This window comes from Citrobacter sp. ABFQG, assembly GCF_004322975.1.
Lineage (GTDB): Bacteria > Pseudomonadota > Gammaproteobacteria > Enterobacterales > Enterobacteriaceae > Citrobacter > Citrobacter freundii.
On the sequence record NZ_CP036435.1, the window covers coordinates 1,161,696 to 1,186,495 of the forward strand.

Sequence of the window (24,800 nt, forward strand, 5' to 3'; positions counted from 1 at the left end):
AACCTTACGCTGTGAATGCGACAGATCGCTTAAATGATATCCTTCCCATTGCTGGCTTCGAGCTCCCGAATCAGGCGCTTGTTGATCTTGCCAACGCTGGTTTTGGGAATATCCGGGACTATCCTTATCTGTCGTGGGATCGCCCATTTAGTGATGTGGCCGCGGTCGACGAATCCTTGTAGATATGTCGCTATGGCTTGCGGCTCCAGGTCCTCCCCTTCCTTGCAAACCACCAGAGCCAGGGGGCGTTCGCCCCACTGCTCATCAGGTATCCCGACGACGGCTACCGACCTGACCGCCGCGTGTGAGCTGATGAGGTTCTCCAGCTCCAGCGTGCTTATCCACTCACCGCCCGTCTTGATTACGTCTTTGATGCGATCCTTGATTTCCACTATCCCATGGGGATCGATAGAGGCTATGTCGCCGGTGTGCAGCCAACTGCCATTCCATAGCTCAGCTCCTTTCTCGGGTTCCTTCAGGTAGCCCTGAGTCAACCAAGGGGCTCGTACCACTATTTCGCCCAGGGCTTCTCCGTCGTGCACCACCTCCCGACCTTCGCCATCGACGATACGTAGATCCACCAACGGGACAGGCAGGCCGGTCCGAATCCGCAGGGGTAACTGTTCATCCATGGGAAGGGCCAGCTCGGCATCGCTTAAGTGGGTCATACAGAGCAGGGGACAGGTCTCAGACATGCCATAGCCGGCGTGAATGCGTATGCCCCTATGGTGGGCCTGTGTCGCCAGTCCAAGGGACAGTGAACTGCCACCGAGTAACATCTTCCATCCTGACAGATCAGTCTGCGTGGCTTCTTCGCACTCAAGGATCATCTGCAAAATGGTTGGCACACAATGCGAGAAGGTCACACCCTCATCGTGATAAAACCGCACCAGTTTGTTGGGTTCGTAACGACCGGGGTATACCTGCTTCACACCCAGCATTGTTGCGACATAAGGAGCGCCCCAGGCATGCACGTGGAACATAGGGGTGATCGGCATGTAGACATCGTTCGATCGTAGCAGCGACTGTCCCTCGTGGGCAGCCAGGAGACCCAGCTCATTGAGCGTGTGCAGGACCAGCTGGCGATGGCTGAAGTAGACTCCCTTGGGATTGCCCGTGGTTCCAGTGGTATAGAACAAGGTAGCTATCGAGTTTTCATCGAAGTCGGGGAAGTCAAAGAGTTCTCCCGCTGCGGCGAGCAGGGTCTCATATTCCCCGAGTACCGGCAGGCTGGTCGCCTTCGATTCTTCGTCGCTAAGCTGGATGTATCCCCGGACAGTGGTCAGCGTCTCAGCCAGTGACTCGACAACCGGCAAGAAGTCGTCGTGCACCAGTACCAGGTTGTCCTCGGCATGATTCATGGTGTAAGCGATTTGGTCCGCCGAGAAGCGGACGTTCACCGTGTGCAGCACGGCCCCAATCATGGGTACCGCGAAGAAGCACTCGAGGGCGCGATGGCTGTCCCAATCTAGCAGGGCGACGGTGTCTCCAGGCATGACACCGGCCGCTGTCAGCATGTTTGCCAGGCGATGAATGCGCTGTTTGAGGGTACGATAGTCGTAACGGAGCTTATCGGCGTAGACGATTTCTCGCTCGGGATGAGAACGCCCACCCGACAGCAGTAGGCTCTTGATCAGCAACGGATAGGCATGAGCCCCCTGCGCTGGCTGTATGATTTTTGTTTTCACCATCCAGATTCCTCGTTGACTCACTATTTGCTCGGTATGATGGCAATTGTAGATTAAGGTTGGCCTTTACTCCCTGGCGTTTGCTTCAGATATCGAGGCGGCGACCAGTTCCAGCCCCTGGGGATGAATGTGCGTACCTTGCAACGCGATCGGGTTATTCGCTACCTGCAGAATCCTGGCTACTCTATGCCCAGTTCCTTCACCCACTGGTTTAGTGCCCAAGGCTGTTCAGATAAATCACTCAAATCTGGCCTACGGTTAAGCACGCCAGAAAAAGAGGTGTGCCTGATACCGCTATATTTTTTGCAGTACCATCGTGGTCTCACTGGAAGGTTTAACTGGCGTGATGAGGTAGGGTAGGAGTCGCAGTGGACAGAACGATCAGAAATCTAGCAGAACCCTGAAAGCAAAAAACCCGCCATAGGCGGGTTCTTCTGAATAGTGGTGCCCGGACTCGGAATCGAACCAAGGACACGGGGATTTTCAATCCCCTGCTCTACCGACTGAGCTATCCGGGCAACGGGGCGCATTAAACCGTATTCACGTCTGTCAGTCAATCAAATTTCTGGAAACATTGTTCAACCGCTTAATATTGCGGCAATCTGCATGGTTATGCCTGAAGTTTGCACAAATCTCCCCGACAGATGCGGCTAAAACAGATAATGCTCGCTTAGGTCAGCGCACCGCCCATTCGGCACTGGGCAAAGCGTAGGATATCTTCAGCCAGGTGGTGTGCCGTTTCGACATCAGCATGACTACGATTAACCAGCATGCGGCTCAGGCAGCCTTCCAGCACCAGTTCCATCTGTTTGGCGACCATTGCCGGGTCGTCAACTTCCAGCGTCGTGAGCAGTTCATGGGTGAAGTCATGTGCTGCCTTTTTTTGCTGATCGGCTAACTGATGGATCGGATGCCCGGGATCGGGGTAAAACGTACAGGCGGCGATGAACAGACAGCCGGGATAGCGATTATTGCTCACGCATTCGGACAGTGCGGTGTAGCGCGCCAGTAATTTCTGCTCAGCGCTCAGGGTGTCATCCAGCAAAAGCTGACGCCGCCAGATATCCACCCGCTGGCTGAGGTAACGTAGCGCATCGTACAGAATGGCCTCTTTATCGGGCCAAAAGCGCTGCAGTTCATCCAGAGGATAATCGATACGTTCGGCCACCATTTCCAGCGTGGTATTGGCTATCCCTTGCACCTCAAGTAATTTCAGGGCTTCTCCCAGGACATCTTCACGTTGCACGGTATTCTCCTCCGTATTTCCTGTTGCAAGTGTCGCTCACGGTTGGCGATCGCGCAAATGTGCGCTGAAGGTAGCGGCATCCATAAAACCCGTTACCCGGGCCTCCGGATGCTCTTTTCCCTCGGCATCAAAGAACAAGATAGTCGGCAAACCTAAAACCTGTAGATGTTTCAGCAGAGCGACATCCTGGGCATTGTTTGCTGTCACATCCGCTTGCAACAGCACCGTGTTGCCTAGCGCTTGCTGAACCTGCGGATTACTGAACGTGTACTTTTCAAATTCCTTACAGGCTACACACCAGTCGGCATACAGATCCAGCATGACTGGCCTGCCTTTAGCTTGCTCCAGCGCTTGATTTAACGCATCTACCGATGCCACCGGCGTGAAGTTAAGGTGTGCCTGGGTTTGAGTATGCGGCGCGCCGAACGCCCAGTCTTGCAGTGGACGCACGCATACCAGTGCTGCGGCTAACAGGACAATCTGCACGATACGCATCCAGGTGTGCTTTGCCTGCAGGCTGGTAATGAACGCCCAGCCAAAGAACGCGACGCCTAACAGTGACCATAAGCGAACGCTCCACTCGTCGCCAACGATACGTTCGAGTAAGAAGACGGGAAGCGCCAGAATGACAAAGCCAAAAGCGGTTTTGACATGTTCCATCCATGGGCCGCTTTTAGGCAACAGGCGATTGCCAAATACGGTAATCAGCATCAGAGGTAATCCCATCCCCAGCGCGTACAGATACAGCGTGCCGCCTCCCAGCCACATGTTCCCGCTCTGAGCGATATACAGCAAAATCGCGCTTAGCGGGGCCGTTGTGCAAGGAGAACAGATGAGGCCAGCAATCGCCCCCATCGCAAAGACGCTGCCGGGAGCTCCACCTTGCTGGCGGTTACTCATTAGCGTGAGGCGCGTTTGCAGCGATGAAGGCAGTTGCAGCGTGAACAAACCAAACATCGACAACGCCAGCAACGTAAAGATGACGGCAAGGCCAATCAGGACGTAGGGATGCTGAAGCGCAGCCTGGAACTGTAAACCGGCGGCTGCAACAACCAAACCCAGCGCGGTATAGGTGAGCGCCATCCCTTGAACGTAGATAAACGTCAGCAGCAGTGCCCGTCCGGTTGATAAGCGTTGCTTGCCGCCCAGTACGATTCCGGAAATCAATGGATACATCGGTAATACGCAGGGCGTAAACGCGATGCCTATTCCGATCAGCAATGCCCACAGAGCGGTAAAGGGGAGTTGAGCCGCGGGCTGCGGTTTCTCTTGCGGATCGACAGTGGCTGGCACCGGCGCAGGTGTCGCCTGGATATCGGCAGACACTTCACTTAATGGCACCGTTTTTGTTTCTGGTGGATAGCAAAATCCGGCGTCGGCGCAGCCCTGGTATGTGATCGTTAATGTTGCGCCAGACTTAGCCTGATTGACCGTGATCGGGATAGTCAGCTGTTTACGGTAAATTTCACTTTTGCCGTAAAACTCATCTTCATGCCAGACGCCTGGCGGCAGTTTTATCTCGGCAATATCGGCCTGAGATGGCGTAATGCTTATCTGTTTGCGATACAGATAATAGCCATCTTTAACCTGCCATGTGAGGTTCAGATCGTGTTGGTTTTGCTGAAAATCAAAAACAAACGCCCGATCGGCAGGTACAAACTGCGAGCGGCCAGGCGCGTCAAATAATCCAGCAAAGGTAGATGTGCTGCACAGCAGCAGGATCAGCGTAAGGATGCGTTGAGCCATGAGCGGTAATCAAAGTCTCCGTGAGTGACGGGTAAAACCAGAAGTTCAGGCGTTTGATACGGATGATGTGACTTCAGGCAATCGAGAAGGGCTTGCTGGTGTGTGACGGTGGTTTTTAAAATCATCTGCACTTCATATTCCTGTTCCAGTTTGCCTTCCCAATAGTAGAGGGAGGTCGCACCGGGTAGCAGGGTCACGCAGGCAGCCAGCTTTTCCGCCAGCACTTTGGCGGCGAGATCCTGGGCGGTTGCTTCATCCGGGGCGGTACAGAGCACCACAACGGTATCGGGGATGGAAATATCCTGACTCTTTACATCAAGCATAAACACCTCGAAAGAACAGAGTAACCAGCAAAAGAATGGTCACTATACAACGGACGAGGGAAGGATGTTAGCTAAAGCGGGGTGGGGAGGAGGAACTGCAGGGCGCGAAGGCACCCTGCAGTAAAGTCTTACAGCATGAAGCTGCCCAGCAAGAAGCCGAAGCAGACAGCCAGAACCACACCCAGAGTACCTGGGATGAAGAACGGATGGTTAAAGACGAATTTACCGATGCGAGTTGTACCGGTGTCATCCATCTGAACCGCCGCAACCAGAGTTGGGTAGGTTGGCAGAATGAACAGACCAGAAACAGCGGCGAAAGATGCAACAGCCGTCAGTGGGGAAACGTTCAGAGCCAGAGCCATCGGCATCAGTGCTTTAGCGGTTGCAGCCTGAGAGTACAGCAGCGCGGAAGCAAAGAAGAAGATGACCGCCAGCAGCCACGGATGACCCTGAATTACGCTACCTGCAGTATCTTTGATCCAGTCAATGTTGTGAGATACGAAGGTATCACCCAGCCATGCAACACCAAGGATACAAATACAGGCGCTCATACCGGCTTTGAAGGTGCTGGAGTTCAGGATGGAGTCAGTTTCAACGCGGCAGACGATCGTGGTCAGCGTCGCGACGCTCAGCATGATGATCAGGATTGCGTTGGTGGTGTTCATCAGCGGTTTAGCGACCAGGCCAAGGCTTGGGCTGTTGATGATGGCGTATACAACTACGCAAACCACGCCCAGCAGGAACAGCCAAACGGAGGTTTTCGCGCCAGCTTTGATTTCAACTTGTCTTTCACCGCGCAGTTCAACCAGGCCTTCTTCCAGACGCTTACGATAAATCGGGTCGTCAGACAGTTTGGAGTTGAACAGTGCGGTGATCAGGAAGGACATCACCAGAACGGCCAGCAGGGTGGACGGAATGACCACGGACAGCAGGTGAATGTAGCTGATGCCATGACCTTCCATGACGGAAGACATATAAACCACGGCTGCGGAGATTGGAGAAGCCGTAATCGCAATCTGTGCAGAAACCACTGCGGTAGAGAGCGGACGGCAAGGCTTGATACCTTGTTCCTTCGCAACTTCAGCGATAACTGGCAGTGTTGCCAGAGAGATGTTGCCAGTACCGGCAAAGATAGTCAGGAAATAGGTCACGATAGGTGCAAGGATCGTGATGTATTTCGGGTTCTTACGCAGCAGTTTTTCAGTTTGGTGAACCAGGTAGTCCAGACCACCGGCAATCTGCATGGCAGAGATAGCAGCGATAACCGCCATGATAATGGAAATAACATCGAACGGAATATTACCTGGTTTTACGCCGATAGCGGCAAGAACCAGAACACCCAGCCCACCTGCAAATCCAATACCGATACCCCCAAGTCTGGCACCTAAAAAGATTGCCAGCAAAACGATGATAAGTTCTAAAACTATCATATTAGCCTTCCTTGTTGTTTAACAAGTTGATATTAAATTGTTGTTTTTAAGTAACTTCGAGTAAGAAAAAAGGCACGTCATCATGACGTGCCTTCTCCGGTACTACCCTACACGATTACTGTTCGCTTTCATCAGTATAACGTTTTGCTTTATAAGCAGGGTGCATCAGGTTCTGTGCAGAGAAGATATCGTCCAGTTCAGACTCGGTCAACAGACCGCGTTCCAGGACAACTTCACGTACGCTCTTACCAGTTTCGGCACAAATTTTACCGACGATGTCGCCGTTGTGGTGACCGATGAACGGGTTGAGGTAAGTAACGATGCCGATGGAGTTGAATACAAACGCTTCACAGACTTCTTTGTTAGCAGTGATACCACTAACGCATTTTTCCAGCAGGTTGTAGCAAGCGTTGCTCAGAATGTGAATGGATTCAAACATTGCCTGACCAATGACCGGCTCCATTACGTTCAGCTGCAGCTGACCAGCTTCAGATGCCATGGTGACAGTGATGTCGTTACCGATGACTTTGAAGCACACCTGGTTTACGACTTCCGGAACAACCGGGTTCACTTTAGCTGGCATGATAGAAGACCCAGCCTGCAGTTCCGGCAAGTTGATCTCGTTCAGACCCGCACGCGGACCAGAGGAGAGCAAACGCAGGTCGTTACAGATTTTGGACATCTTCACAGCCAGACGTTTCAGTGCGCCGTGCACCATAACGTATGCGCCACAGTCAGAAGTTGCTTCAATCAGGTCTTCTGCCGGAACACAGGCGAAGCCAGTGACTTCAGCCAGTTTCTGTACTGCCAGCGGAGAGTACTCTTTCGGCGTGTTCAGACCAGTACCGATTGCTGTTGCGCCGAGGTTAACTTCCAGCAGCAGCTCAGCGGTACGCCCAATGTTTTTCACTTCTTCTTTCAGCAGTACGCTGAAAGCACGGAATTCCTGACCGAGAGTCATCGGTACAGCATCCTGCAGCTGGGTACGACCCATTTTCAGGATGTCCTGGAATTCATCGGCTTTTTTCTCAAAGCCTTCACGCAGCTGGTTCAGTGCATCAATCAGTTTGATGATGGATGCGTATACAGCGATACGGAAGCCAGTTGGGTATGCATCGTTGGTAGACTGACATTTGTTAACGTGGTCGTTCGGGTTCAGGTACTGATATTCACCTTTCTGGTGACCCATCAGTTCCAGACCGATATTGGCCAGAACTTCGTTGGTGTTCATGTTGACGGAGGTACCCGCACCACCCTGGTAAACGTCTACCGGGAACTGATCCATGCATTTTCCGTTATTCAGGACTTCATCACACGCCGCGATGATGGCATTTGCCACACTCTTAGGAATGGTTTGCAGCTCTTTGTTGGCCATTGCCGCTGCCTTTTTAACCATTACCATACCGCGAACAAATTCAGGAATATCGCTGATTTTGCTGTTGCTAATGTAGAAGTTTTCAATCGCTCTCAGAGTGTGGACACCGTAGTAGGCGTCCGCTGGAACTTCCCTGGTACCCAACAAGTCTTCTTCGATACGAATGTTGTTTAACATGTGAACCTTCTTTTTCAAGCTGCCAATGATTTGACTAAACACACAGGATATATGTGATTTCGATTGTTTCTCGACCGACGATTATCCCCTGCATCGGTCTGATACCCGAGATCATATGCTGGTTAAGGATTTCTACCGTAATCTGGATCACTTAAAGCGTGGAATTTACCCCTTATTTATTATTCTGTGAAATGGATCACCCCTTTGTGATTAACCCTAAATATTAGTGTACAAGCCACTTGAAATTTTGCTAACCACCACAATATCAAATCGATGCGATTAACATAATTTTTCGAACAGAAGTTGAACAAAACGGCTGTTATTAACAGGAGATCCCTTTGCGCTGGATACCATTACTTGCCATTTTTCTCTATGTTTACATAGAGATATCTATTTTTATTCAGGTTGCCCATGTGATGGGCGTCCTGATGACGCTGATTTTGGTTATTTTTACGTCGGTTATCGGTATGTCTCTGGTTCGTAATCAGGGATTTAAGAACTTTTTACTGATGCAACAAAAAATGGCGGCTGGTGAAAGTCCGGCTGCAGAAATGATCAAAAGCGTATCGCTGATTATCGCCGGTCTGCTGTTGGTACTGCCTGGTTTTTTCACCGATTTCCTCGGTCTTCTTCTTTTATTACCCCCGGTGCAAAAACATCTGACGATGAAACTGCTGCCACATTTACGTTTTTCGCGTATGCCTGGCGGTGGTTTTAGCGCCGGAACCGGTGGCGGTGAGACTTTTGATGGTGAATTTCAGCGCAAGGATGACAAGCGCGACAGCATCGAACATAAAGACGATCGTCGGGATTAAGGCTCAGTATGTAGGCCGGATAAGCGTTGGCGCCATCCGGCAAAAGTGTTTATAGGCCGGATGATGGCGTCAACGTTGCCTTATCCGGCCTGCGGGGTAAAAACAGCCACAGCCCTGCCAGCATAATCAACGCGTACAAACTCTTCCAGCCGACCATTGCCAGTAGTAGTAGGCACAGCAGACCACCAATGACCGCCAGTGCGCGGTAATGCCCTTTCAGTAATCGACAACCCGCCAACATGCACAGCAAATAAATCATAATAAAGATGCCGTTGGCGTAGACGATTAACGCATCGAGATTGATTTGCAGCATATAGATGCACAGAGTACTGACTACGCAGCAGCCCAATACGGCGTTTAGCGCATTGCGCGGAAGGTGGCGGGGGGACAGACGAGCCAGATAACTCTCAGGCTTATACTGCGCTTGCGACCAGACCAGTCGAGCGAAACTTTGAATATAAATGTTGAGGCTGGCAAAACAGGCCAAATAACCAATGATGCAGGCGACCCACAGTGCCTGTACACCAAACAGTTGCACGACGATTTCTGGCAGCGATGCTGCGGCGGCCATTTGCTCGCCGTAGGCACCAAAATGGAGAACGACGACGGTGCATGCCCAATAAACAGATCCAGCCAGCAGCAGGCCAATCATCAGCGCGCGTGGGAAGTCTCGTTCCGGATTTTTGAATTCAGATGCCAGGTGAGCAAACGCTTCGAGGCCAACAAAACACCAGAACATCACCGACAGCGCGGCGAACAGACCGGGGAGTTCAATATCGCTAATTGCAGGGAAGGGGATTTCGACTGGTTTCAGATCGCCCGCCCACCAGATAGCAACAATGAGGGCAACAATCAGTCCGGCAATGACCGTTTGCAGATTAGCGCTTGAGCTTGCGCCGCGGGAGCCGATGTACCAAACCAATGCCAGCGTACCCAGCTCAGCCAGCAGAAGTTGCTCGTCATGCCAGCCAAACATCGCCTGACCAAATCCGGCGGCGATGTGCAACGCCGCAGGCAAGCCGACAGGAATGACCGACAAAAATAGCCATCCGGTGACGCGCTCCAGTCGTGAACCAAAGGCCATGCCGACAAAATGCGCCACACCGCCTGCGCTGGGGAAATGACGACCCAATACGGCGAAGACAATTGCCACCGGAAAGACCAAAACAATCAGCACCGGCCAGGCCCACAGGCTGTTATTGCCCGCAACCAGTGCGGCCAGCGCGGGGACGGCGAAAACGCCTGTACCTAACAATGATGTCGACAACAGGCCAACGCCCTGAGCCAGTCCCAGCTCTTGTTTCAGTCCGCTCATAAGTGGTTATCCGATTATGCCCATTGACCGGGCTACAACGCAGATTTTTGATGGTATCACAATCGGATTTGCTTATGACGACGCGACTGAAATCGTTATGGAATGTGAGGCAGGTCGGCATTTTGACGGGATTTTCTGCTGATAAAATTTTTTTTTCGCTTGCCCCCTTGAAGGCACAAAACCCCATCCCCATCTCTCTGGTCACTAGCCGGGAAACCGTTTACGGGCCGGCGTCACCCATAACTGATAAAGACTTTCTCAAAGGAGAGCTATCAATGAGTATTCGTCCGTTACATGATCGTGTGATCGTCAAACGTAAAGAAGTTGAATCCAAATCTGCTGGCGGCATCGTACTGACTGGTTCTGCAGCAGGTAAATCAACTCGTGGCGAAATCATCGCTGTCGGTAAGGGTCGCATCCTGGACAACGGTACCGTACAGCCGCTGGACGTGAAAGTCGGCGATATCGTTATTTTCAACGATGGCTACGGTGTTAAATCTGAGAAGATCGACAATGAAGAAGTGTTGATCATGTCTGAAAGCGACATCCTGGCAATTGTTGAAGCCTAATCCGCGAACGACACTGAACATACGAATTTAAGGGAAAGAGAAAATGGCAGCTAAAGACGTAAAATTCGGTAACGACGCTCGTGTGAAAATGCTGCGCGGCGTAAACGTACTGGCAGATGCAGTGAAAGTTACCCTCGGTCCAAAAGGCCGTAACGTAGTTCTGGATAAATCTTTCGGTGCACCGACCATCACTAAAGATGGTGTTTCCGTAGCACGTGAAATCGAACTGGAAGACAAGTTCGAAAACATGGGTGCGCAGATGGTGAAAGAAGTTGCCTCTAAAGCGAACGACGCTGCAGGTGACGGTACCACCACCGCAACCGTACTGGCTCAGTCCATCATCACTGAAGGTCTGAAAGCCGTTGCTGCGGGCATGAACCCGATGGATCTGAAACGTGGTATCGACAAAGCTGTCGCTGCTGCTGTTGAAGAACTGAAAGCACTGTCCGTACCGTGCTCCGACTCTAAAGCTATTGCTCAGGTTGGTACCATCTCCGCTAACTCCGACGAAACCGTAGGTAAACTGATCGCTGAAGCGATGGACAAAGTCGGTAAAGAAGGCGTGATCACCGTTGAAGACGGTACCGGTCTGCAGGACGAACTGGACGTGGTTGAAGGTATGCAGTTCGACCGTGGCTATCTGTCTCCTTACTTCATCAACAAGCCGGAAACTGGCGCAGTAGAACTGGAAAGCCCGTTCATCCTGCTGGCTGACAAGAAAATCTCCAACATCCGCGAAATGCTGCCGGTTCTGGAAGCTGTAGCGAAAGCAGGCAAACCGCTGCTGATCATCGCTGAAGATGTTGAAGGCGAAGCGCTGGCAACTCTGGTTGTTAACACCATGCGCGGTATCGTGAAAGTCGCTGCGGTTAAAGCACCTGGCTTCGGCGATCGTCGTAAAGCAATGCTGCAGGATATCGCTACCCTGACCGGGGGTACCGTTATCTCTGAAGAGATCGGTATGGAGCTGGAAAAAGCAACTCTGGAAGATCTGGGCCAGGCGAAACGCGTTGTTATCAACAAAGATACCACCACCATCATCGATGGCGTGGGCGACGAAGCTGCAATCCAGGGTCGCGTGACTCAGATTCGTCAGCAGATCGAAGAAGCAACTTCCGACTATGACCGTGAAAAACTGCAGGAGCGCGTAGCGAAACTGGCAGGCGGCGTTGCGGTTATCAAAGTTGGTGCTGCGACTGAAGTTGAAATGAAAGAGAAGAAAGCCCGCGTTGAAGATGCCCTGCACGCTACCCGTGCTGCGGTAGAAGAAGGCGTGGTTGCTGGTGGTGGCGTTGCGCTGATTCGCGTAGCATCTAAAATTGCCGGCCTGAAAGGTCAGAACGAAGACCAGAACGTAGGTATCAAAGTTGCGCTGCGCGCAATGGAATCCCCACTGCGTCAAATCGTACTGAACTGCGGCGAAGAGCCGTCTGTAGTGGCTAACACCGTGAAAGCCGGTGACGGTAACTACGGTTACAACGCTGCAACTGAAGAATACGGCAACATGATCGACATGGGTATCCTGGATCCAACCAAAGTAACTCGTTCTGCTCTGCAGTACGCGGCTTCTGTTGCGGGTCTGATGATCACCACCGAGTGCATGGTTACCGACCTGCCGAAAGGCGATGCACCTGACTTAGGTGCTGCTGGTGGTATGGGCGGCATGGGTGGAATGGGCGGCATGATGTAATCATGTTGTTCTGAACCTCTCAGAATTGAGAAACCCCTGGGCAGAAATGTCCGGGGGTTTTTCTTTTGGTCATCTTTTTAGTATATGATTCAGCTACGGACATAACGTCCAACTAATTGATCATGGGGAATGACATGCACGTGAAATATTTAGCAGGGATCGTTGGTGCCGCGCTACTGATGGCGGGTTGTAGCTCCAGCAACGAACTGAGTTCAGCCGGGCAAAGCGTACGCTTTGTCGAAGACAAGCCTGGCGCAGAGTGCCAACTGATAGGCACGGCAACCGGTAAGCAAAGCAACTGGCTTTCTGGCCAGCACGGCGAAGAGGGCGGCTCAATGCGTGGCGCAGCAAACGATCTGCGTAACCAGGCTGCGGCAATGGGCGGTAACGTGATTTATGGCGTCAGCAGCCCATCGCAGGGAATGCTGTCCAGCTTTGTTCCTACCGCCAGTGAGATGATTGGACAGGTTTATAAGTGCCCTAACTGATTACACTTCATCCTTCAACCAGCCTCTTTGTTGGCTGCGCTGTGAAACCCCAGTCACATAGTTATCTATGCTCCTGGGGATTTTCTTCGTTTGCCGCCGCGATGCAGATTGAATTATTTTGTGTAATAAAGTGGCCTGGACAGACTCATGCAATCGTAGGCCTGATAAGCGCAGCGCCATCAGGCATTCTGAGTCTTATGTGCAGACTGAACGCGTAAATGATGCAGTGCGCGCAGGCACTGATCCTGATTGAGCTTTTGCGTCTTATCACCCGTCAACGTTCTGATAAATACCTGGCACGGTACACCGGCAAGTTTTTTCAGCCGTGGGCTGAAATCGAGCAGGCGGCGAGTAATGGCTTCGGCCTCTTTGCTGCCGGAAGCGGCGCGAGTTTTTACTACCGAACCACAGAAATGGGCTTTTCCTTTATCGTCCGTATAGCGGTAAATAATCGCCAGATAATGATTAAACAGGTTATGTTTCCATTCGGGTTGTGTATAAGAGTCGTATTCCAGATTGTCGTTTTGCTGGCAATCTACATCGTACAGCGGTAGGAAATCCAGCAGCGATGTAATTCGTAGCGCTAAATCCCGCATGCCAGCATTATTTATTGCATGAATAATTGCATGCGCCAACACCTGAATCTGTAATTCATTAACCAGTAATTCATCTTTTTTCCCGTCATGTAGCGTCAGAGAAAATGCTAAGTTTTCCCCTTTATCATCCACTAACGTCAGTGAATCTATGCGACGGTTAATATCCGCATTTTTTAGCTCATCTTCCTGAATTAACGGAATGTTTTCGTGCATCTTTTTGCTGGCTTTCTCGCATTCTTTCTCATACTGCACACGCTTGTCTTCGCTTAGTTGATGTTTGGTGGATAGCCTGCTTTCCAGAGCAATAAGCAAGTCTCTTAGCCCAAGCGGAGAAAGAAAAAACAACGACTCCTTATTTCTTGGCTCTTTTATCTTTAATGCCAAAGCAACAAATTCATTCTTTTGACGAATAACGCCGGTATTAACGCCCTTAATACTTATAGCCATAAAAGGTTCTCCCTAACCATATATTTATAAATGCTCTGCATTTGAAACTATTGATAAAATTTACGAATGAATGATTTTACAGCGCTAATTAAAATAGCACATATTAAAAGTGCGGCTCCACCTGCAGGGATATTAAATAATCGTGATCGATAGCGAGTGTCCGGAATCGGACACTCAATAATGGTTATTGTTGGCGTAACTGCAGGTCCAACGGCGTTTTACTTGGCTCTCCGCCAATTTCACGCGCCAGTTTGGGGACCATGTAACCGGAAACCAGTGTCAGCAGTTCACGCATAATGTGACGCGCTTCATCATCGCTGACCATAAAGTGGGCGGCACCCTGTACTTTATCCAGCACGTGCAGGTAATAGGGCATCACACCGGCATCAAATAGTGCGTTGCTAAGGTTAGCCAGGGTTTGTGCGTTATCGTTCACGCCACGCAGCAATACGCTTTGGTTGAGTAGCGTAACGCCCGCGGCGCGCAGACTACTCATCGCCTGGCGAAACGTCTCATCAACTTCATTGGCATGGTTAATGTGATTGACCAGCAGAATCTGCAGCGTGGAGCGCGCAAAACGTTCGACCAGTCCTTCGGTAATGCGCGCAGGGATCACTATCGGCAAACGGCTGTGAATACGCAGGCGTTTAATGTGCGGAATGGCTTCCAGTTGCGTGAGCAACCAATCCAGTTCGTGGTCTTTGGCCATTAACGGATCGCCACCAGAGAAGATGATTTCATCCAGCTCAGGATGCGCGGTAATGTAGTCGAGAGCGACCTGCCAGTTGCGTTTATTGCCTTGGTTTTCGGCATATGGGAAGTGTCGACGGAAGCAATAGCGACAATTCACCGCACAACCGCCTTTGACCAGCAACAGTGCCCGATTGCGATATTTATGCAGCAGACCGGGAACCACACTGTGCTGTTCTTCCAGCGGGTCGGTTGAGTAGCCTGGCGCGGCAACAAACTCTTCTTGGGAGGTAAGTACCTGACGCAAAAGCGGATCGTCCGGGTTACCTTTCTCCATGCGGGCAATAAACGCGCGCGGCACGCGCAGGGCGAAAAGCCGTCTCGCATCGCGTCCGGCCAACAGTTTTTCATCTGCGTCTATATTCAAAAGATGCAGAAGTTCATCGGGATCGGTCACAACATCGGCAAGTTGCGATAACCAATCTTCTCTGGATGGGGTATTTAGGGTTACAATATGCGCCATTTTGTGGCTTAGCTACCAGTTAACAATTTTCAGAGGGCCTTATGGCAACGTACTATAGCAACGATTTTCGTGCTGGTCTTAAAATCATGTTGGACGGCGAACCTTATGCGGTTGAAGCCAGCGAATTCGTTAAACCAGGTAAAGGCCAGGCGTTTGCGCGCGTTAAGCTGCGTCGCCTGCTGACCGGTACTCGCGTAGAGAAAACCTTCAAGTCTACTGACTCCGCTGAAGGCGCAGACGTAGCCGACATGAACCTGACTTTCCTGTATAGCGACGGTGAGTTCTGGCACTTTATGAATAACACCACTTTCGAACAGCTGGCTGCTGACGAGAAAGCGGTAGGCGATAACGCTAAATGGCTGCTGGACCAGGCTGAATGCATCGTGACCCTGTGGAACGGTCAGCCGATCTCTGTAACTCCGCCGAACTTCGTTGAGCTGGAAGTTGTTGAAACCGACCCAGGTCTGAAAGGCGATACCGCTGGTACTGGCGGCAAACCGGCTACCCTGTCTACCGGCGCAGTCGTTAAAGTTCCGCTGTTCGTACAGATCGGCGAAGTGATCAAAGTGGATACCCGCTCCGGCGAATACGTTTCTCGCGTAAAATAAGTCTTCCATTTGATCTTATGGCGCAGGTTGCTGCGCCATACTTTTTCCAGGGCAGGAATGATGAAACGTCTTCTCGGTCTTGTAATGCTACTCCTTTTCACCAGCACCCTCCTGACGGGATGCAATACCGCGCGCGGCTTCGGTGAAGACATCAAACATCTTGGCAATTCAATCTCTCACGCTGCCAGCTAATCATTTCATATAGTCTTAAAAATGGTTGTTTATCCATCACACTCCCAGATCTTGTCTATTATTAAGTAGCTATACACAAACAATATTGGCTAGAAAAGGAAGACGTTATGGTTAAGAAGACAATTGCTGCGATCTTTTCTGTGTTGGTACTTTCTTCCGTTTTAACCGCGTGTAATACCACACGAGGCGTAGGACAGGATATTTCTGAAGGCGGTAGCGCCATTTCTGGTGCAGCGACAAAAGCTCAGCAATAATGAAGAACGGTACGACGTCGTGTCGTACCGTTAATCTCCCTTCCCTGGGAGTGACAGAAACGGCGAGAAGCGGTTCCCCAGGTGCAGTTTCATACGGATATTCCGCTTATAGGTGTAGACCGTTTTGCCATGTATGCTGAGTGCGGCGGCAATGGCATTGTTACTCACACCATCCATCCACATTGATAATACTTTCTCCTCCTGCGGCGTAAGCAAAGGCGTGGCGTTTTTGGGTATTTCTAATGCGGGGCGAACCTGAAGTGCTTCCTGAATTGTGTGGGAGAGTGTGTTCAGCGTGGTGTGCTTGGTCAAGACCGAATGGGCGACGGATTGAGAGGGGGCGATGGGGGCATGCTGTCTATCTGCTGATTGCAGTAAAATCAATGGGATGACGCCACAACTCATAAAAAAAGGGTTAATTGGCGGACTGGAGTGCGTCTCGCTAATAAAACTGTATAAATCCGCGATCACCAGATGCGGTTTCCATTGCAAAATATGCTCTTTTGCTAACAGGAGATTATTGATTCCTGAGACCAGAAATGAAGAGCTGAACCTGCCAGAATGATTAAGCAAGGCCTCTATCCCTGTGCGGGTAAAGTGGCACCGGTCAATCACTAAAATTTTAAGCATAAACGTTTCGCATTCAGAAGAGGGGCAATCGACTTTCCGGTTTCAGAAAGCCCTTCATCATAAAGAACTCCGATGAGTGCCAAATGCGGGAACTACGCCGCTAATTATGCTTAATTCTTGCTTTTAGCTGGCAGTGAATAAAAAGGTTGAAATTCATTTTCTTCCGGGCAAAAATGCCATTTCACACATCAGCTTTGTAGGACGACCTGCAAACGCTTCTTTCACCGGGGACGGCCCCATTGTTCTGGAGCCTGATATGTCCTGGATCGTTTTATTAATTGCAGGTTTGCTCGAAGTCGTCTGGGCGATTGGCCTGAAATATACCCACGGTTTTACGCGTCTTACGCCAAGCATTATCACTATTGCGGCGATGATCGTTAGTATTGCCATGCTCTCCTGGGCAATGCGCACATTACCTGTAGGAACCGCTTATGCGGTCTGGACCGGCATTGGCGCCGTAGGGGCGGCCATTACAGGGATTTTGCTGCTGGGTGAATCTGCCAGTCCGGCACGTTTGCTGAGCCTTGGGCTGATCGTTGCTGGCATTATTGGTCTGAAGCTGAGCACTCACTAAGCGCCAGGCTGTTTCACCCAAATCAGCTTATTCACCTCAAACCCTTCCCGGGTCGCGATGGCTAACATTTGCTGTTTCATTTCATCTGAAATAGTTGGAGTCCGTGAAAGGATCCACAGGTAGTCGCGATCCGGACCGCAAACCAGCGCGTGACGATATTCCCGGTCGAGTGCAATTACGTTATACCCACCATAGAAGGGGCCGAAGAATGATACTTTAAGCGCGGCCGTGCTTGGGTCGCCGGTGAAATAGGCTTTCCCTTCCGTTTTCTGCCACATCTCCCTGTCAGGGTTATAGCCCTTGTTAATAACGTTGATGCCGCCGTCGTCGCGCAAGCTGTACGTTGCGGTCACTTTATCCAACCCGCGCTCGAAACGATGGTCGAAGCGCGCAATTTCATACCATGTTCCCAGATAGCGTTTGGCATCAAAGTTATTCACCACGGTAACGCCTTTCGGCGGTGTTGGGGAGCTGCAAGCGACAACCAGGAATGCAGTCGTAACTGCAGCAACGACGGGCAGAATGCGCATAGTGTTTTCCTTACTGTTTTTTGTTAAGTGTAGATGACAGCAGGAAAAAAAGAGCAAGAAAGGAGGTCCGATTTACCGGACCCCTCTGTCAGTTATTGCAGTTTTTCAAGAATGCGCCAGGCCGCCTCTACGCGAGCCGGGTTAGGATAGCTTTTGTTTGCCAGCATCACTATGCCAAGGTTTTTTTCTGGAACGAAGGCAACGTAGCTGCCAAATCCACCTGTGGATCCCGTTTTATGCACCCATGAGGCTTTCACGGCAGGTGCTGGCGGGTTTACCTCAACGGCGGGAAGCGCTGCCAATGCCACTTTGCTGTCGCTGCCGTTGATGATCGAATCAGCTTTCAGCGGCCAGTTCAGCATCTCCCAGCCTAATCCCTGGTACATATCACCAATACGCCAGTAACGAGACTGCGCAAGCTCAATGCCCTGCTGGAGCGTTTTCTCCTGAACGTGGCTGGCGTCCATGTTGGCCTGAACCCAGCGGGCCATATCGATAACGCTGGATTTCACGCCATAGGCTTCGGCGTCAAGTTGTCCCGGAGAAACGTGTACAGGCTTCCCTTCGCGATAGCCCCAGGCATAATTTTTTTGTTCGCTTTGCGGAACCGTAATCCAGGTATGCGCCAGTTTTAATGGTTGCAGGACGCGTCTGGTCATTGCCTCTTCGTAGCTCATACCTGAAGGTTTCACCGCCAGCGCACCAAACAGACCAATGCTGGAGTTAGCGTAAAGACGCTTAGCGCCCGGAGTCCATTGTGGTTGCCAGTTTTGATAAAAGCGCAGTAATGCGGCTTTATCCGTAACGTCATCGGGGATCTGCAGCGGCAGGCCACCCGCTGTATAGGTGGCTAAGTGCAGCAGGCTGATACCCCGCCACTGTTTGCCTGTCAGTTCTGGCCAGTATTTCGTGACCGGATCGCTGAGCTTAATTTCGCCGCGGGCGATAGCGTCGCCGCCCAACACGCCGTTAAACGTCTTACTGACCGACCCTAGCTCAAACAGCGTTTGCTGCGTGACTGGGTGGTTATTGGCGATATCGGCTTTACCCCAGGTAAAGTAATAAGGTTTCCCCTCGTAGATAATCGCCACGGCCATACCCGGAATAGCCTGCTCCTGCATCAGTGGTGTGATGGTGCGGTTAACGATATCGGCAATTTGTTGTTCTGTTTTTGCGGCAGCAAACGTGGAGAAAGAGGCTGTCAGCAGCAGCGCGCAGCATATCGATTTTTTCATCATGAAATCAGTTCCGTAATTAAAAGCAAAAGGGTGTCCGGGCCCGTCAGACGCAATCAGTGTGTTTGATTTGCACCGTGTTGACAAACGGTTAAATTTAGCAGCAGATATAAGTTTTTCTAACAGGCTTAATGATGACGCGTAGCTATATCCCTCTTAACTCGCTGCGGGCTTTTGAAGCCGCGGCCAGACATCTCAGCTTTACCCGCGCTGCGATTGAGCTCAACGTGACGCATTCTGCCATCAGCCAGCATGTCAACTCGCTGGAGCAGCAGCTGAATTGTCAGCTTTTTGTGCGCGGTTCTCGTGGATTAATGTTGACGACTGAAGGGGAAAGTCTGTTACCTGTACTTAATGACTCCTTCGATCGTATGGCGGGGATGTTGGATCGTTTTGCCACTAAACAGACCCAGGAAAAACTTAAAATTGGCGTAGTGGGAACCTTTGCTATCGGCTGTCTTTTCCCGCTGTTGAGCGATTTTAAGCGCAGTTACCCACATATTGATTTGCATATTTCTACCCATAACAATCGCGTGGATCCCGCCGCCGAAGGGCTGGATTATACCATTCGCTACGGTGGGGGAGCCTGGCACGATACCGATGCGCAATATTTATGTAGCGCGCTGATGTCTCCACTGTGTTCGCCAACATTGGCTTCGCAGATTCAAACGCCTGCGGATATCCTGAAATTTCCGTTATTACGATCGTATCGGCGGGATGAATGGGCGCTTTGGATGCAGGCGGCCGGAGAGGCGCCTCCGTCACCGACGCACAATGTGATGGTGTTTGATTCGTCAGTCACCATGTTGGAAGCTGCACAGGCGGGAATGGGTGTGGCAATTGCGCCAGTCAGAATGTTCACGCATTTACTCAGCAGTGAACGTATCGTTCAGCCGTTTTTAACGCAGATTGATTTGGGAAGCTACTGGATAACGCGTTTGCAATCTCGCCCGGAGACGCCTGCGATGCGTGAATTTTCCCGTTGGTTGACCGGGGTGCTGCACAAATAAAAAAGGCCCGCCAATGGCGGGCCTGATAATTAACGCATGTACTTAGATGGTCAGAATACCAATCGCCGTTACAACGGTCAGGATAGCTGCCAGTCCGTAGAATACCCATTTGCCAGCCGGCACGTGGATTTTCAGGTCATGCATCGCGTGGTGCATACGGTGTAAACCACACCACAGCGGCAGAACGATCATCAGGAACAGAAACGCACGTCCGATGAAGCTCTGAGCGAATGCCAGTACGCGTTCATAGCTGAAAGCATCAGGAACAAAGCCCAGCGGCAGCATAATGCCTACCAGCAGGATCATTACCGGCGCAATGATTGCGCTCCACATACCGCCTGCACCAAACAGGCCCCAGAATACGGGTTCGTCAGAGCGTTTTGGATTTGGATTAATCATTCCGGACTCCTTACCAGAACAGGGCAACAAACAGTATGACTACTGTAGCAACCACAGTGACTGCCCAGAGACCTTTGATGATCGGCTCTGGCCCCATTTTTTCGTCTTTTACGATGATGTTGGCTGCTTTTGGTGCCAGCTCAAACCAGGTTTTGGTATGCAGCAGCGCTGCTGCCAGGGCGATAATGTTAAGGATTACCACCACCGGGTTTTGTAAAAAGGCGACAAAGCCCATCCAGGACTCTGCACCATGCTTGAGTGCAAACAGGCCGATAATCAGTTCAATGCTGAACCAGACTGCCGGGACTGCCGTGCCTTCACGCAGCATGTAAAAACGATAAAATGGCAGCTTTTTCCACCAGGTGGACGTCATTGGCCGCACATAGGCTTTACGTTTAGTCGTCATCGTGCACTCCTTAGCGTGGTTTCAGGGTAGCGATAAGAAAGTCTTTTGAACTTTCAACTTTACCCTGCTGAATGGCCGCAGCCGGATCGACGTGTTTCGGGCAGACTTCGGAGCAGTAGCCCACGAAAGTACAGGTCCAGACGCCGTTCGGGCTGTTCAATTGAGCCATACGCTCCTTCTTACCGTGGTCGCGGCTATCTTCGTTGTAACGATGCGCCAGCGTAATCGCAGCCGGTCCAATGAACTCAGGGTTCAGGCCGAACTGCGGGCACGCGGCGTAGCACAGACCACAGTTGATGCAACCAGAGAACTGATGATACTTCGCCATCTGCGCCGGAGTCTGGGTGTTTGGCCCCTGATCCGGTGTACGCGGGTTACCGATGATGTACGGTTTGATCGCTTCCAGGCTTTCGATAAAGTGCGTCATGTCGACGACCAGATCGCGCTCAATCGGGAAGTTGCCCAGCGCTTCAACCTTCATGCCGTTTGTGTAATCACGCAGGAAGGTTTTGCACGCCAGTTTCGGTACATTGTTGACCATCATGCCGCAGGAGCCGCAGATTGCCATACGGCAGGACCAGCGGTAGCTCAGGTCCGGTGCCAGGTTATCCTTGATGTAGCCCAGCGCATCCAGCAGTGACGTGGTTTCATCATAAGGAACTTCGTAGAAAGCACTGTGCGGCGCGGTATCGGTTTCCGGGTTATAGCGCACCACCTCAACTTTCAGGTTTTTCATCTCAGCCATTCGCCTTCTCCTTCTTATCGGCTGCTTCCGCTTCGCCACCGTAAACACGTTTAGCTGGTGGCAGAGTGGTGATTTTCACGTCGCTGTATTCCAGGCGAGTCGTGCCGTCAGCATCGCGGAAGGCGAGGGTGTGTTTGAGGAAGTTCACGTCGTCACGCTCGGTACAGCCTTCATCCAGACGCTGATGCGCGCCGCGGGATTCTTTACGCGCCAGCGCGGAGTGCGCCATACATTCAGCAACGTTCAGACCGTGACCCAGTTCGATGGTATACAGCAGGTCGGTGTTGAAGACGCTGGAGGTATCAGTGATACGTACGCGCTTGAAGCGTTCCTGCAGTTCAGCCAGCTTATCAACGGTTTTCTGCATCAGTTCCGGCGTACGGTAGATACCGCAACCTTCTTCCATGGAGATACCCATTTCATCACGGATCTTAGACCAGTTTTCGTTACCTTCCTGGTTAACCAGATCTTTCAGACGTTTTTCAACGCCAGCAACCTGTGCATCCAGAGCGGCACTGTTTGCAGCGCCAGCCGTTGCAGCGCGTTCCGCAGCTTGTTCACCGGCCATACGACCGAAGACCACCAGTTCCGCCAGGGAGTTAGAGCCCAGACGGTTAGCGCCATGCAGACCAACAGAGGAACATTCGCCGACAGCGAACAGACCTTTAATGCGGGTTTCACAGTGCTGATCGGTTTCAATACCGCCCATGGTGTAGTGCGCGGTCGGACGTACCGGGATCGGTTCTTTAACCGGATCGACACCCACGTAAGCTTTCGCCAGTTCGCAGATGAACGGTAAACGTTCGAGCAGTTTTTTCTCGCCGAGGTGACGCAGGTCGAGGTGAACCACATCGCCACGCGGAGTGGAAATGGTGTTGCCTTTGCGCCATTCGTGCCAGAAAGCCTGAGAAACTTTGTCGCGCGGACCGAGTTCCATGTATTTGTTTTTCGGCTCGCCCAGCGGGGTTTCCGGACCCATGCCGTAGTCTTGCAGATAACGGTAGCCGTTTTTGTTGACCAGGATACCGCCTTCACCACGGCAACCTTCTGTCATCAGGATACCGGAGCCTGGCAGACCCGTCGGGTGATATTGAACGAATTCCATATCACGCAGCGGAACGCCGTGGCTCAGCGCCATGCCCATACCGTCGCCGGTTACGATGCCGCCGTTGGTATTGTAACGGTAAACACGACCAGCGCCGCCCGTTGCCATTACGACTGCGTTAGCACGGATCTGCACCAGCGTGCCTTCCATCATGTTCATGGCAACCAGGCCGCGGGCATGACCCTCGTCCACCAGGATATCCAGAACGAAGTGTTCGTCAAAGCGCTGAATCTGCGGGAACTGCAAAGATGTTTGGAACAGCGTATGCAACATGTGGAAGCCGGTTTTATCTGCGGCAAACCAGGTACGCTCGATTTTCATGCCGCCGAAGCGACGTACGTTGACGCTACCGTCTTCACGACGGCTCCATGGGCAGCCCCATTGTTCCAGTTGCGTCATTTCAGTTGGGCAGTGGTGGACAAAGTAATCCACGACATCCTGCTCACATAGCCAGTCTCCGCCTGCTACCGTATCGTGAAAATGGTAGTCAAAGCTGTCATGATCCTGCGCGACAGCAGCAGAGCCGCCTTCGGCAGCAACGGTATGGCTGCGCATTGGGTACACTTTTGAGATCAGTGCGATTTTAGCGTTGGGATTTGCTTGTGCGGCAGCAATTGCAGCACGTAATCCCGCGCCACCGGCGCCTATAATGGCAAGATCGGCTTGAAAGGTTTGCACGACATTCCTCCAGATTGTTGTTATTTCATCCCCGCCTGAAATCAGATGCTTCATCGGCTTCAAACAGGTTATGAACGCGTTTCCACTGCTCCTTTATAGGTACAATAGTATAGTCTTAGGGATGTGCGGGAAATTTGACGTGTTCGATTTTTTTAGCGTGTCACAGGGGGGAATTATCATTGAATTTGATTAATTTAATTACTAAACCACCCTATGTCGCTTTTTTTATCCAATTGCCGGTGCTGATTACTGCTGCCTGAAATTTGTCTCGTTAGCGCGATACGAGTAGACTTCGTGCCCTTGTCATAAATCGGAGAAACAACCATGAGCGAAACGGCAACCTGGCAGCCGAGCGCGTCCATCCCCAATCTGTTAAAACGTGCAGCAATTATAGCGGAGATTCGCCGCTTTTTTGCCGATCGTGGCGTGCTTGAGGTTGAGACCCCTTGTATGAGTCAGGCAACGGTAACGGACATCCATCTGTTCCCGTTCGAAACGCGTTTCGTTGGCCCTGGACACTCCCAGGGGATGAATCTCTATTTAATGACCAGCCCTGAATACCATATGAAGCGCCTGCTGGTGGCAGGGTGCGGCCCGGTGTATCAACTGTGCCGCAGCTTCCGTAATGAAGAGATGGGGCGCCATCATAACCCTGAATTCACCATGCTTGAGTGGTATCGTCCGCACTACGATATGTATCGCCTGATGAATGAGGTGGATGATTTGCTTCAGCAGGTGCTGGACTGTTCGCCTGCGGAAAGCCTCTCTTACCAGCAAGCCTTCCAGCGTCATCTGGAGATAGACCCGCTGTCTGCGGATAAAACCCAACTGCGGGAAGTGGCGGCGAAATTGGATCTCAGCAATATTGCCGATACCGAAGAAGACCGGGACACCTTACTGCAACTGCTGTTTACGATGGGCGTTGAGCCGCATATTGGTAAAGACAAACCGACGTTTGTGTATCATTTCCCGGCCAGCCAGGCATCACTGGCGCAAATCAGTACCGAAGATCACCGCGTGGCTGAACGTTTCGAGGTTTATTACAAAGGTATTGAGCTGGCAAATGGTTTCCATGAATTGACCGACGCGCGTGAACAACAGCAGCGGTTTGAACAGGATAACCGCAAACGTGCCACACGAGGCTTACCGCAGCAACCTATCGATACCAACCTGCTGGAAGCGCTGAAAGTAGGCATGCCGGATTGCTCAGGCGTGGCGCTGGGTGTTGACCGTCTGGTGATGCTGGCGCTGGGCGCAGAAAGCCTGGCTGAGGTTATCGCATTTACCGTCGATCGCGCATAACTTACCCTTCCGCA

Annotated in this window: 26 protein-coding genes and 1 tRNA gene; 10 read left to right on the forward strand and 17 right to left on the reverse strand. The window is 51.5% G+C overall.

Features of this window, described 5'->3' with window-relative positions:
- Positions 1-29: 29 nt before the first annotated feature.
- The 7 genes from WN16_RS05655 to aspA all read right to left on the reverse strand — a co-directional run bounded on the left by WN16_RS05655 (position 30) and on the right by aspA (position 7,985).
- Positions 30-1,691, reverse strand: coding sequence for a fatty acid--CoA ligase (locus WN16_RS05655; RefSeq protein ID WP_044699204.1), 1,662 nt, complete (start codon positions 1,689-1,691; stop codon positions 30-32).
- A 439-nt stretch (positions 1,692-2,130) separates the two neighbouring features.
- A tRNA-Phe gene (locus tag WN16_RS05660) sits at positions 2,131-2,206 on the reverse strand.
- A gap of 152 nt (positions 2,207-2,358) precedes the next feature.
- Complete coding sequence (locus tag WN16_RS05665; protein WP_003025441.1) at positions 2,359-2,934, reverse strand: transcriptional regulator; 576 nt, start codon at positions 2,932-2,934, stop codon at positions 2,359-2,361.
- Between the two features lie 36 nt (positions 2,935-2,970).
- A complete protein-coding gene (locus WN16_RS05670) occupies positions 2,971-4,680 on the reverse strand; it encodes a protein-disulfide reductase DsbD (RefSeq protein ID WP_047715953.1) in 1,710 nt (569 codons plus the stop codon).
- Complete coding sequence (cutA, locus tag WN16_RS05675; RefSeq protein WP_003025447.1) at positions 4,656-5,003, reverse strand: divalent cation tolerance protein CutA; 348 nt, start codon at positions 5,001-5,003, stop codon at positions 4,656-4,658. The genes WN16_RS05670 and cutA overlap by 25 nt, the downstream gene beginning before the upstream one ends.
- Before the next feature lie 128 nt (positions 5,004-5,131).
- Positions 5,132-6,433: an anaerobic C4-dicarboxylate transporter DcuA gene (gene dcuA / locus WN16_RS05680; RefSeq protein ID WP_003025449.1), complete on the reverse strand. Its 1,302-nt coding sequence runs from the start codon at positions 6,431-6,433 to the stop codon at positions 5,132-5,134.
- A 115-nt stretch (positions 6,434-6,548) separates the two neighbouring features.
- A complete protein-coding gene (gene aspA, locus WN16_RS05685; RefSeq protein ID WP_003025452.1) occupies positions 6,549-7,985 on the reverse strand; it encodes an aspartate ammonia-lyase in 1,437 nt (478 codons plus the stop codon).
- A 338-nt stretch (positions 7,986-8,323) separates the two neighbouring features.
- Here aspA and WN16_RS05690 point away from each other — a divergent pair, with 338 nt between their 5' ends.
- Positions 8,324-8,800, forward strand: a complete 477-nt coding sequence (locus WN16_RS05690; protein ID WP_003025457.1) for an FxsA family protein — start codon at positions 8,324-8,326, stop codon at positions 8,798-8,800.
- A 49-nt stretch (positions 8,801-8,849) separates the two neighbouring features.
- Here WN16_RS05690 and yjeH read toward each other — a convergent pair whose 3' ends face one another.
- Entirely contained in the window at positions 8,850-10,115 is a 1,266-nt protein-coding gene (gene yjeH / locus WN16_RS05695) for an L-methionine/branched-chain amino acid transporter (RefSeq protein WP_044699201.1), read from the reverse strand.
- A 275-nt stretch (positions 10,116-10,390) separates the two neighbouring features.
- Here yjeH and WN16_RS05700 point away from each other — a divergent pair, with 275 nt between their 5' ends.
- The 3 genes from WN16_RS05700 (at position 10,391) to WN16_RS05710 (ending at position 12,862) form a co-directional block, all read left to right on the forward strand.
- Positions 10,391-10,684, forward strand: coding sequence for a co-chaperone GroES (locus WN16_RS05700; RefSeq protein WP_000027827.1), 294 nt, complete (start codon positions 10,391-10,393; stop codon positions 10,682-10,684).
- A 43-nt stretch (positions 10,685-10,727) separates the two neighbouring features.
- Complete coding sequence (gene groL, locus WN16_RS05705; RefSeq protein WP_003025464.1) at positions 10,728-12,374, forward strand: chaperonin GroEL; 1,647 nt, start codon at positions 10,728-10,730, stop codon at positions 12,372-12,374.
- A gap of 134 nt (positions 12,375-12,508) precedes the next feature.
- Positions 12,509-12,862 (forward strand): DUF4156 domain-containing protein, encoded by a 354-nt coding sequence (locus WN16_RS05710; protein WP_003025468.1) that lies wholly within the window; start codon positions 12,509-12,511, stop codon positions 12,860-12,862.
- A gap of 179 nt (positions 12,863-13,041) precedes the next feature.
- Here WN16_RS05710 and yjeJ read toward each other — a convergent pair whose 3' ends face one another.
- On the reverse strand, positions 13,042-13,905 hold the full coding sequence (gene yjeJ, locus WN16_RS05715) for a YjeJ family protein (protein WP_044699197.1): 864 nt from the start codon (positions 13,903-13,905) through the stop codon (positions 13,042-13,044).
- A gap of 184 nt (positions 13,906-14,089) precedes the next feature.
- Positions 14,090-15,118 carry an EF-P beta-lysylation protein EpmB gene (gene epmB / locus WN16_RS05720; protein WP_016149436.1) on the reverse strand — a complete coding sequence of 343 codons (1,029 nt, stop codon included), beginning with the start codon at positions 15,116-15,118 and terminating at the stop codon, positions 14,090-14,092.
- Between the two features lie 41 nt (positions 15,119-15,159).
- Here epmB and efp point away from each other — a divergent pair, with 41 nt between their 5' ends.
- The 3 genes from efp to ecnB all read left to right on the forward strand — a co-directional run bounded on the left by efp (position 15,160) and on the right by ecnB (position 16,172).
- Positions 15,160-15,726: an elongation factor P gene (gene efp, locus WN16_RS05725; RefSeq protein WP_003025478.1), complete on the forward strand. Its 567-nt coding sequence runs from the start codon at positions 15,160-15,162 to the stop codon at positions 15,724-15,726.
- A gap of 57 nt (positions 15,727-15,783) precedes the next feature.
- The gene (gene ecnA, locus WN16_RS05730; protein ID WP_003830568.1) at positions 15,784-15,918 is read left to right on the forward strand and encodes a lipoprotein antitoxin entericidin A; all 135 of its coding nucleotides are present in this window, start codon (positions 15,784-15,786) and stop codon (positions 15,916-15,918) included.
- Positions 15,919-16,025: 107 nt separating this feature from the next.
- Positions 16,026-16,172: a lipoprotein toxin entericidin B gene (ecnB, locus tag WN16_RS05735; RefSeq protein WP_003025482.1), complete on the forward strand. Its 147-nt coding sequence runs from the start codon at positions 16,026-16,028 to the stop codon at positions 16,170-16,172.
- A 30-nt stretch (positions 16,173-16,202) separates the two neighbouring features.
- Here ecnB and WN16_RS05740 read toward each other — a convergent pair whose 3' ends face one another.
- Complete coding sequence (locus WN16_RS05740; RefSeq protein ID WP_003025485.1) at positions 16,203-16,802, reverse strand: LuxR C-terminal-related transcriptional regulator; 600 nt, start codon at positions 16,800-16,802, stop codon at positions 16,203-16,205.
- Positions 16,803-17,058: 256 nt separating this feature from the next.
- Here WN16_RS05740 and sugE point away from each other — a divergent pair, with 256 nt between their 5' ends.
- On the forward strand, positions 17,059-17,376 hold the full coding sequence (sugE, locus tag WN16_RS05745) for a quaternary ammonium compound efflux SMR transporter SugE (protein WP_000118520.1): 318 nt from the start codon (positions 17,059-17,061) through the stop codon (positions 17,374-17,376).
- On the opposite strand, the gene WN16_RS05750 is transcribed toward sugE, so the two are convergent.
- A complete protein-coding gene (locus WN16_RS05750; protein ID WP_003844984.1) occupies positions 17,373-17,906 on the reverse strand; it encodes a lipocalin family protein in 534 nt (177 codons plus the stop codon). The genes sugE and WN16_RS05750 overlap by 4 nt on opposite strands.
- A gap of 92 nt (positions 17,907-17,998) precedes the next feature.
- The gene (locus WN16_RS05755; protein ID WP_044699195.1) at positions 17,999-19,144 is read right to left on the reverse strand and encodes a class C beta-lactamase CMY-48; all 1,146 of its coding nucleotides are present in this window, start codon (positions 19,142-19,144) and stop codon (positions 17,999-18,001) included.
- Between the two features lie 131 nt (positions 19,145-19,275).
- Here WN16_RS05755 and ampR point away from each other — a divergent pair, with 131 nt between their 5' ends.
- Positions 19,276-20,151 carry a LysR family transcriptional regulator AmpR gene (ampR, locus tag WN16_RS05760; RefSeq protein ID WP_088169060.1) on the forward strand — a complete coding sequence of 292 codons (876 nt, stop codon included), beginning with the start codon at positions 19,276-19,278 and terminating at the stop codon, positions 20,149-20,151.
- Positions 20,152-20,193: 42 nt separating this feature from the next.
- On the opposite strand, the gene frdD is transcribed toward ampR, so the two are convergent.
- Genes frdD through frdA form a run of 4 tightly spaced genes read right to left on the reverse strand, consistent with a single transcriptional unit; the run spans position 20,194 to position 23,484 of the window.
- Positions 20,194-20,550, reverse strand: coding sequence for a fumarate reductase subunit FrdD (gene frdD / locus WN16_RS05765; protein WP_003025535.1), 357 nt, complete (start codon positions 20,548-20,550; stop codon positions 20,194-20,196).
- A gap of 10 nt (positions 20,551-20,560) precedes the next feature.
- Positions 20,561-20,956: a fumarate reductase subunit FrdC gene (gene frdC / locus WN16_RS05770; RefSeq protein WP_003025537.1), complete on the reverse strand. Its 396-nt coding sequence runs from the start codon at positions 20,954-20,956 to the stop codon at positions 20,561-20,563.
- Positions 20,957-20,966: 10 nt separating this feature from the next.
- Positions 20,967-21,701 carry a fumarate reductase iron-sulfur protein gene (gene frdB / locus WN16_RS05775; RefSeq protein ID WP_003025540.1) on the reverse strand — a complete coding sequence of 245 codons (735 nt, stop codon included), beginning with the start codon at positions 21,699-21,701 and terminating at the stop codon, positions 20,967-20,969.
- Positions 21,694-23,484, reverse strand: coding sequence for a fumarate reductase (quinol) flavoprotein subunit (gene frdA / locus WN16_RS05780; protein ID WP_003025543.1), 1,791 nt, complete (start codon positions 23,482-23,484; stop codon positions 21,694-21,696). Before frdA ends, frdB begins: the two co-directional genes overlap by 8 nt.
- A 324-nt stretch (positions 23,485-23,808) precedes the next feature.
- Here frdA and epmA point away from each other — a divergent pair, with 324 nt between their 5' ends.
- Positions 23,809-24,786 (forward strand): elongation factor P--(R)-beta-lysine ligase, encoded by a 978-nt coding sequence (gene epmA, locus WN16_RS05785; RefSeq protein WP_016149440.1) that lies wholly within the window; start codon positions 23,809-23,811, stop codon positions 24,784-24,786.
- The last annotated feature ends 14 nt before the right edge of the window (positions 24,787-24,800 follow it).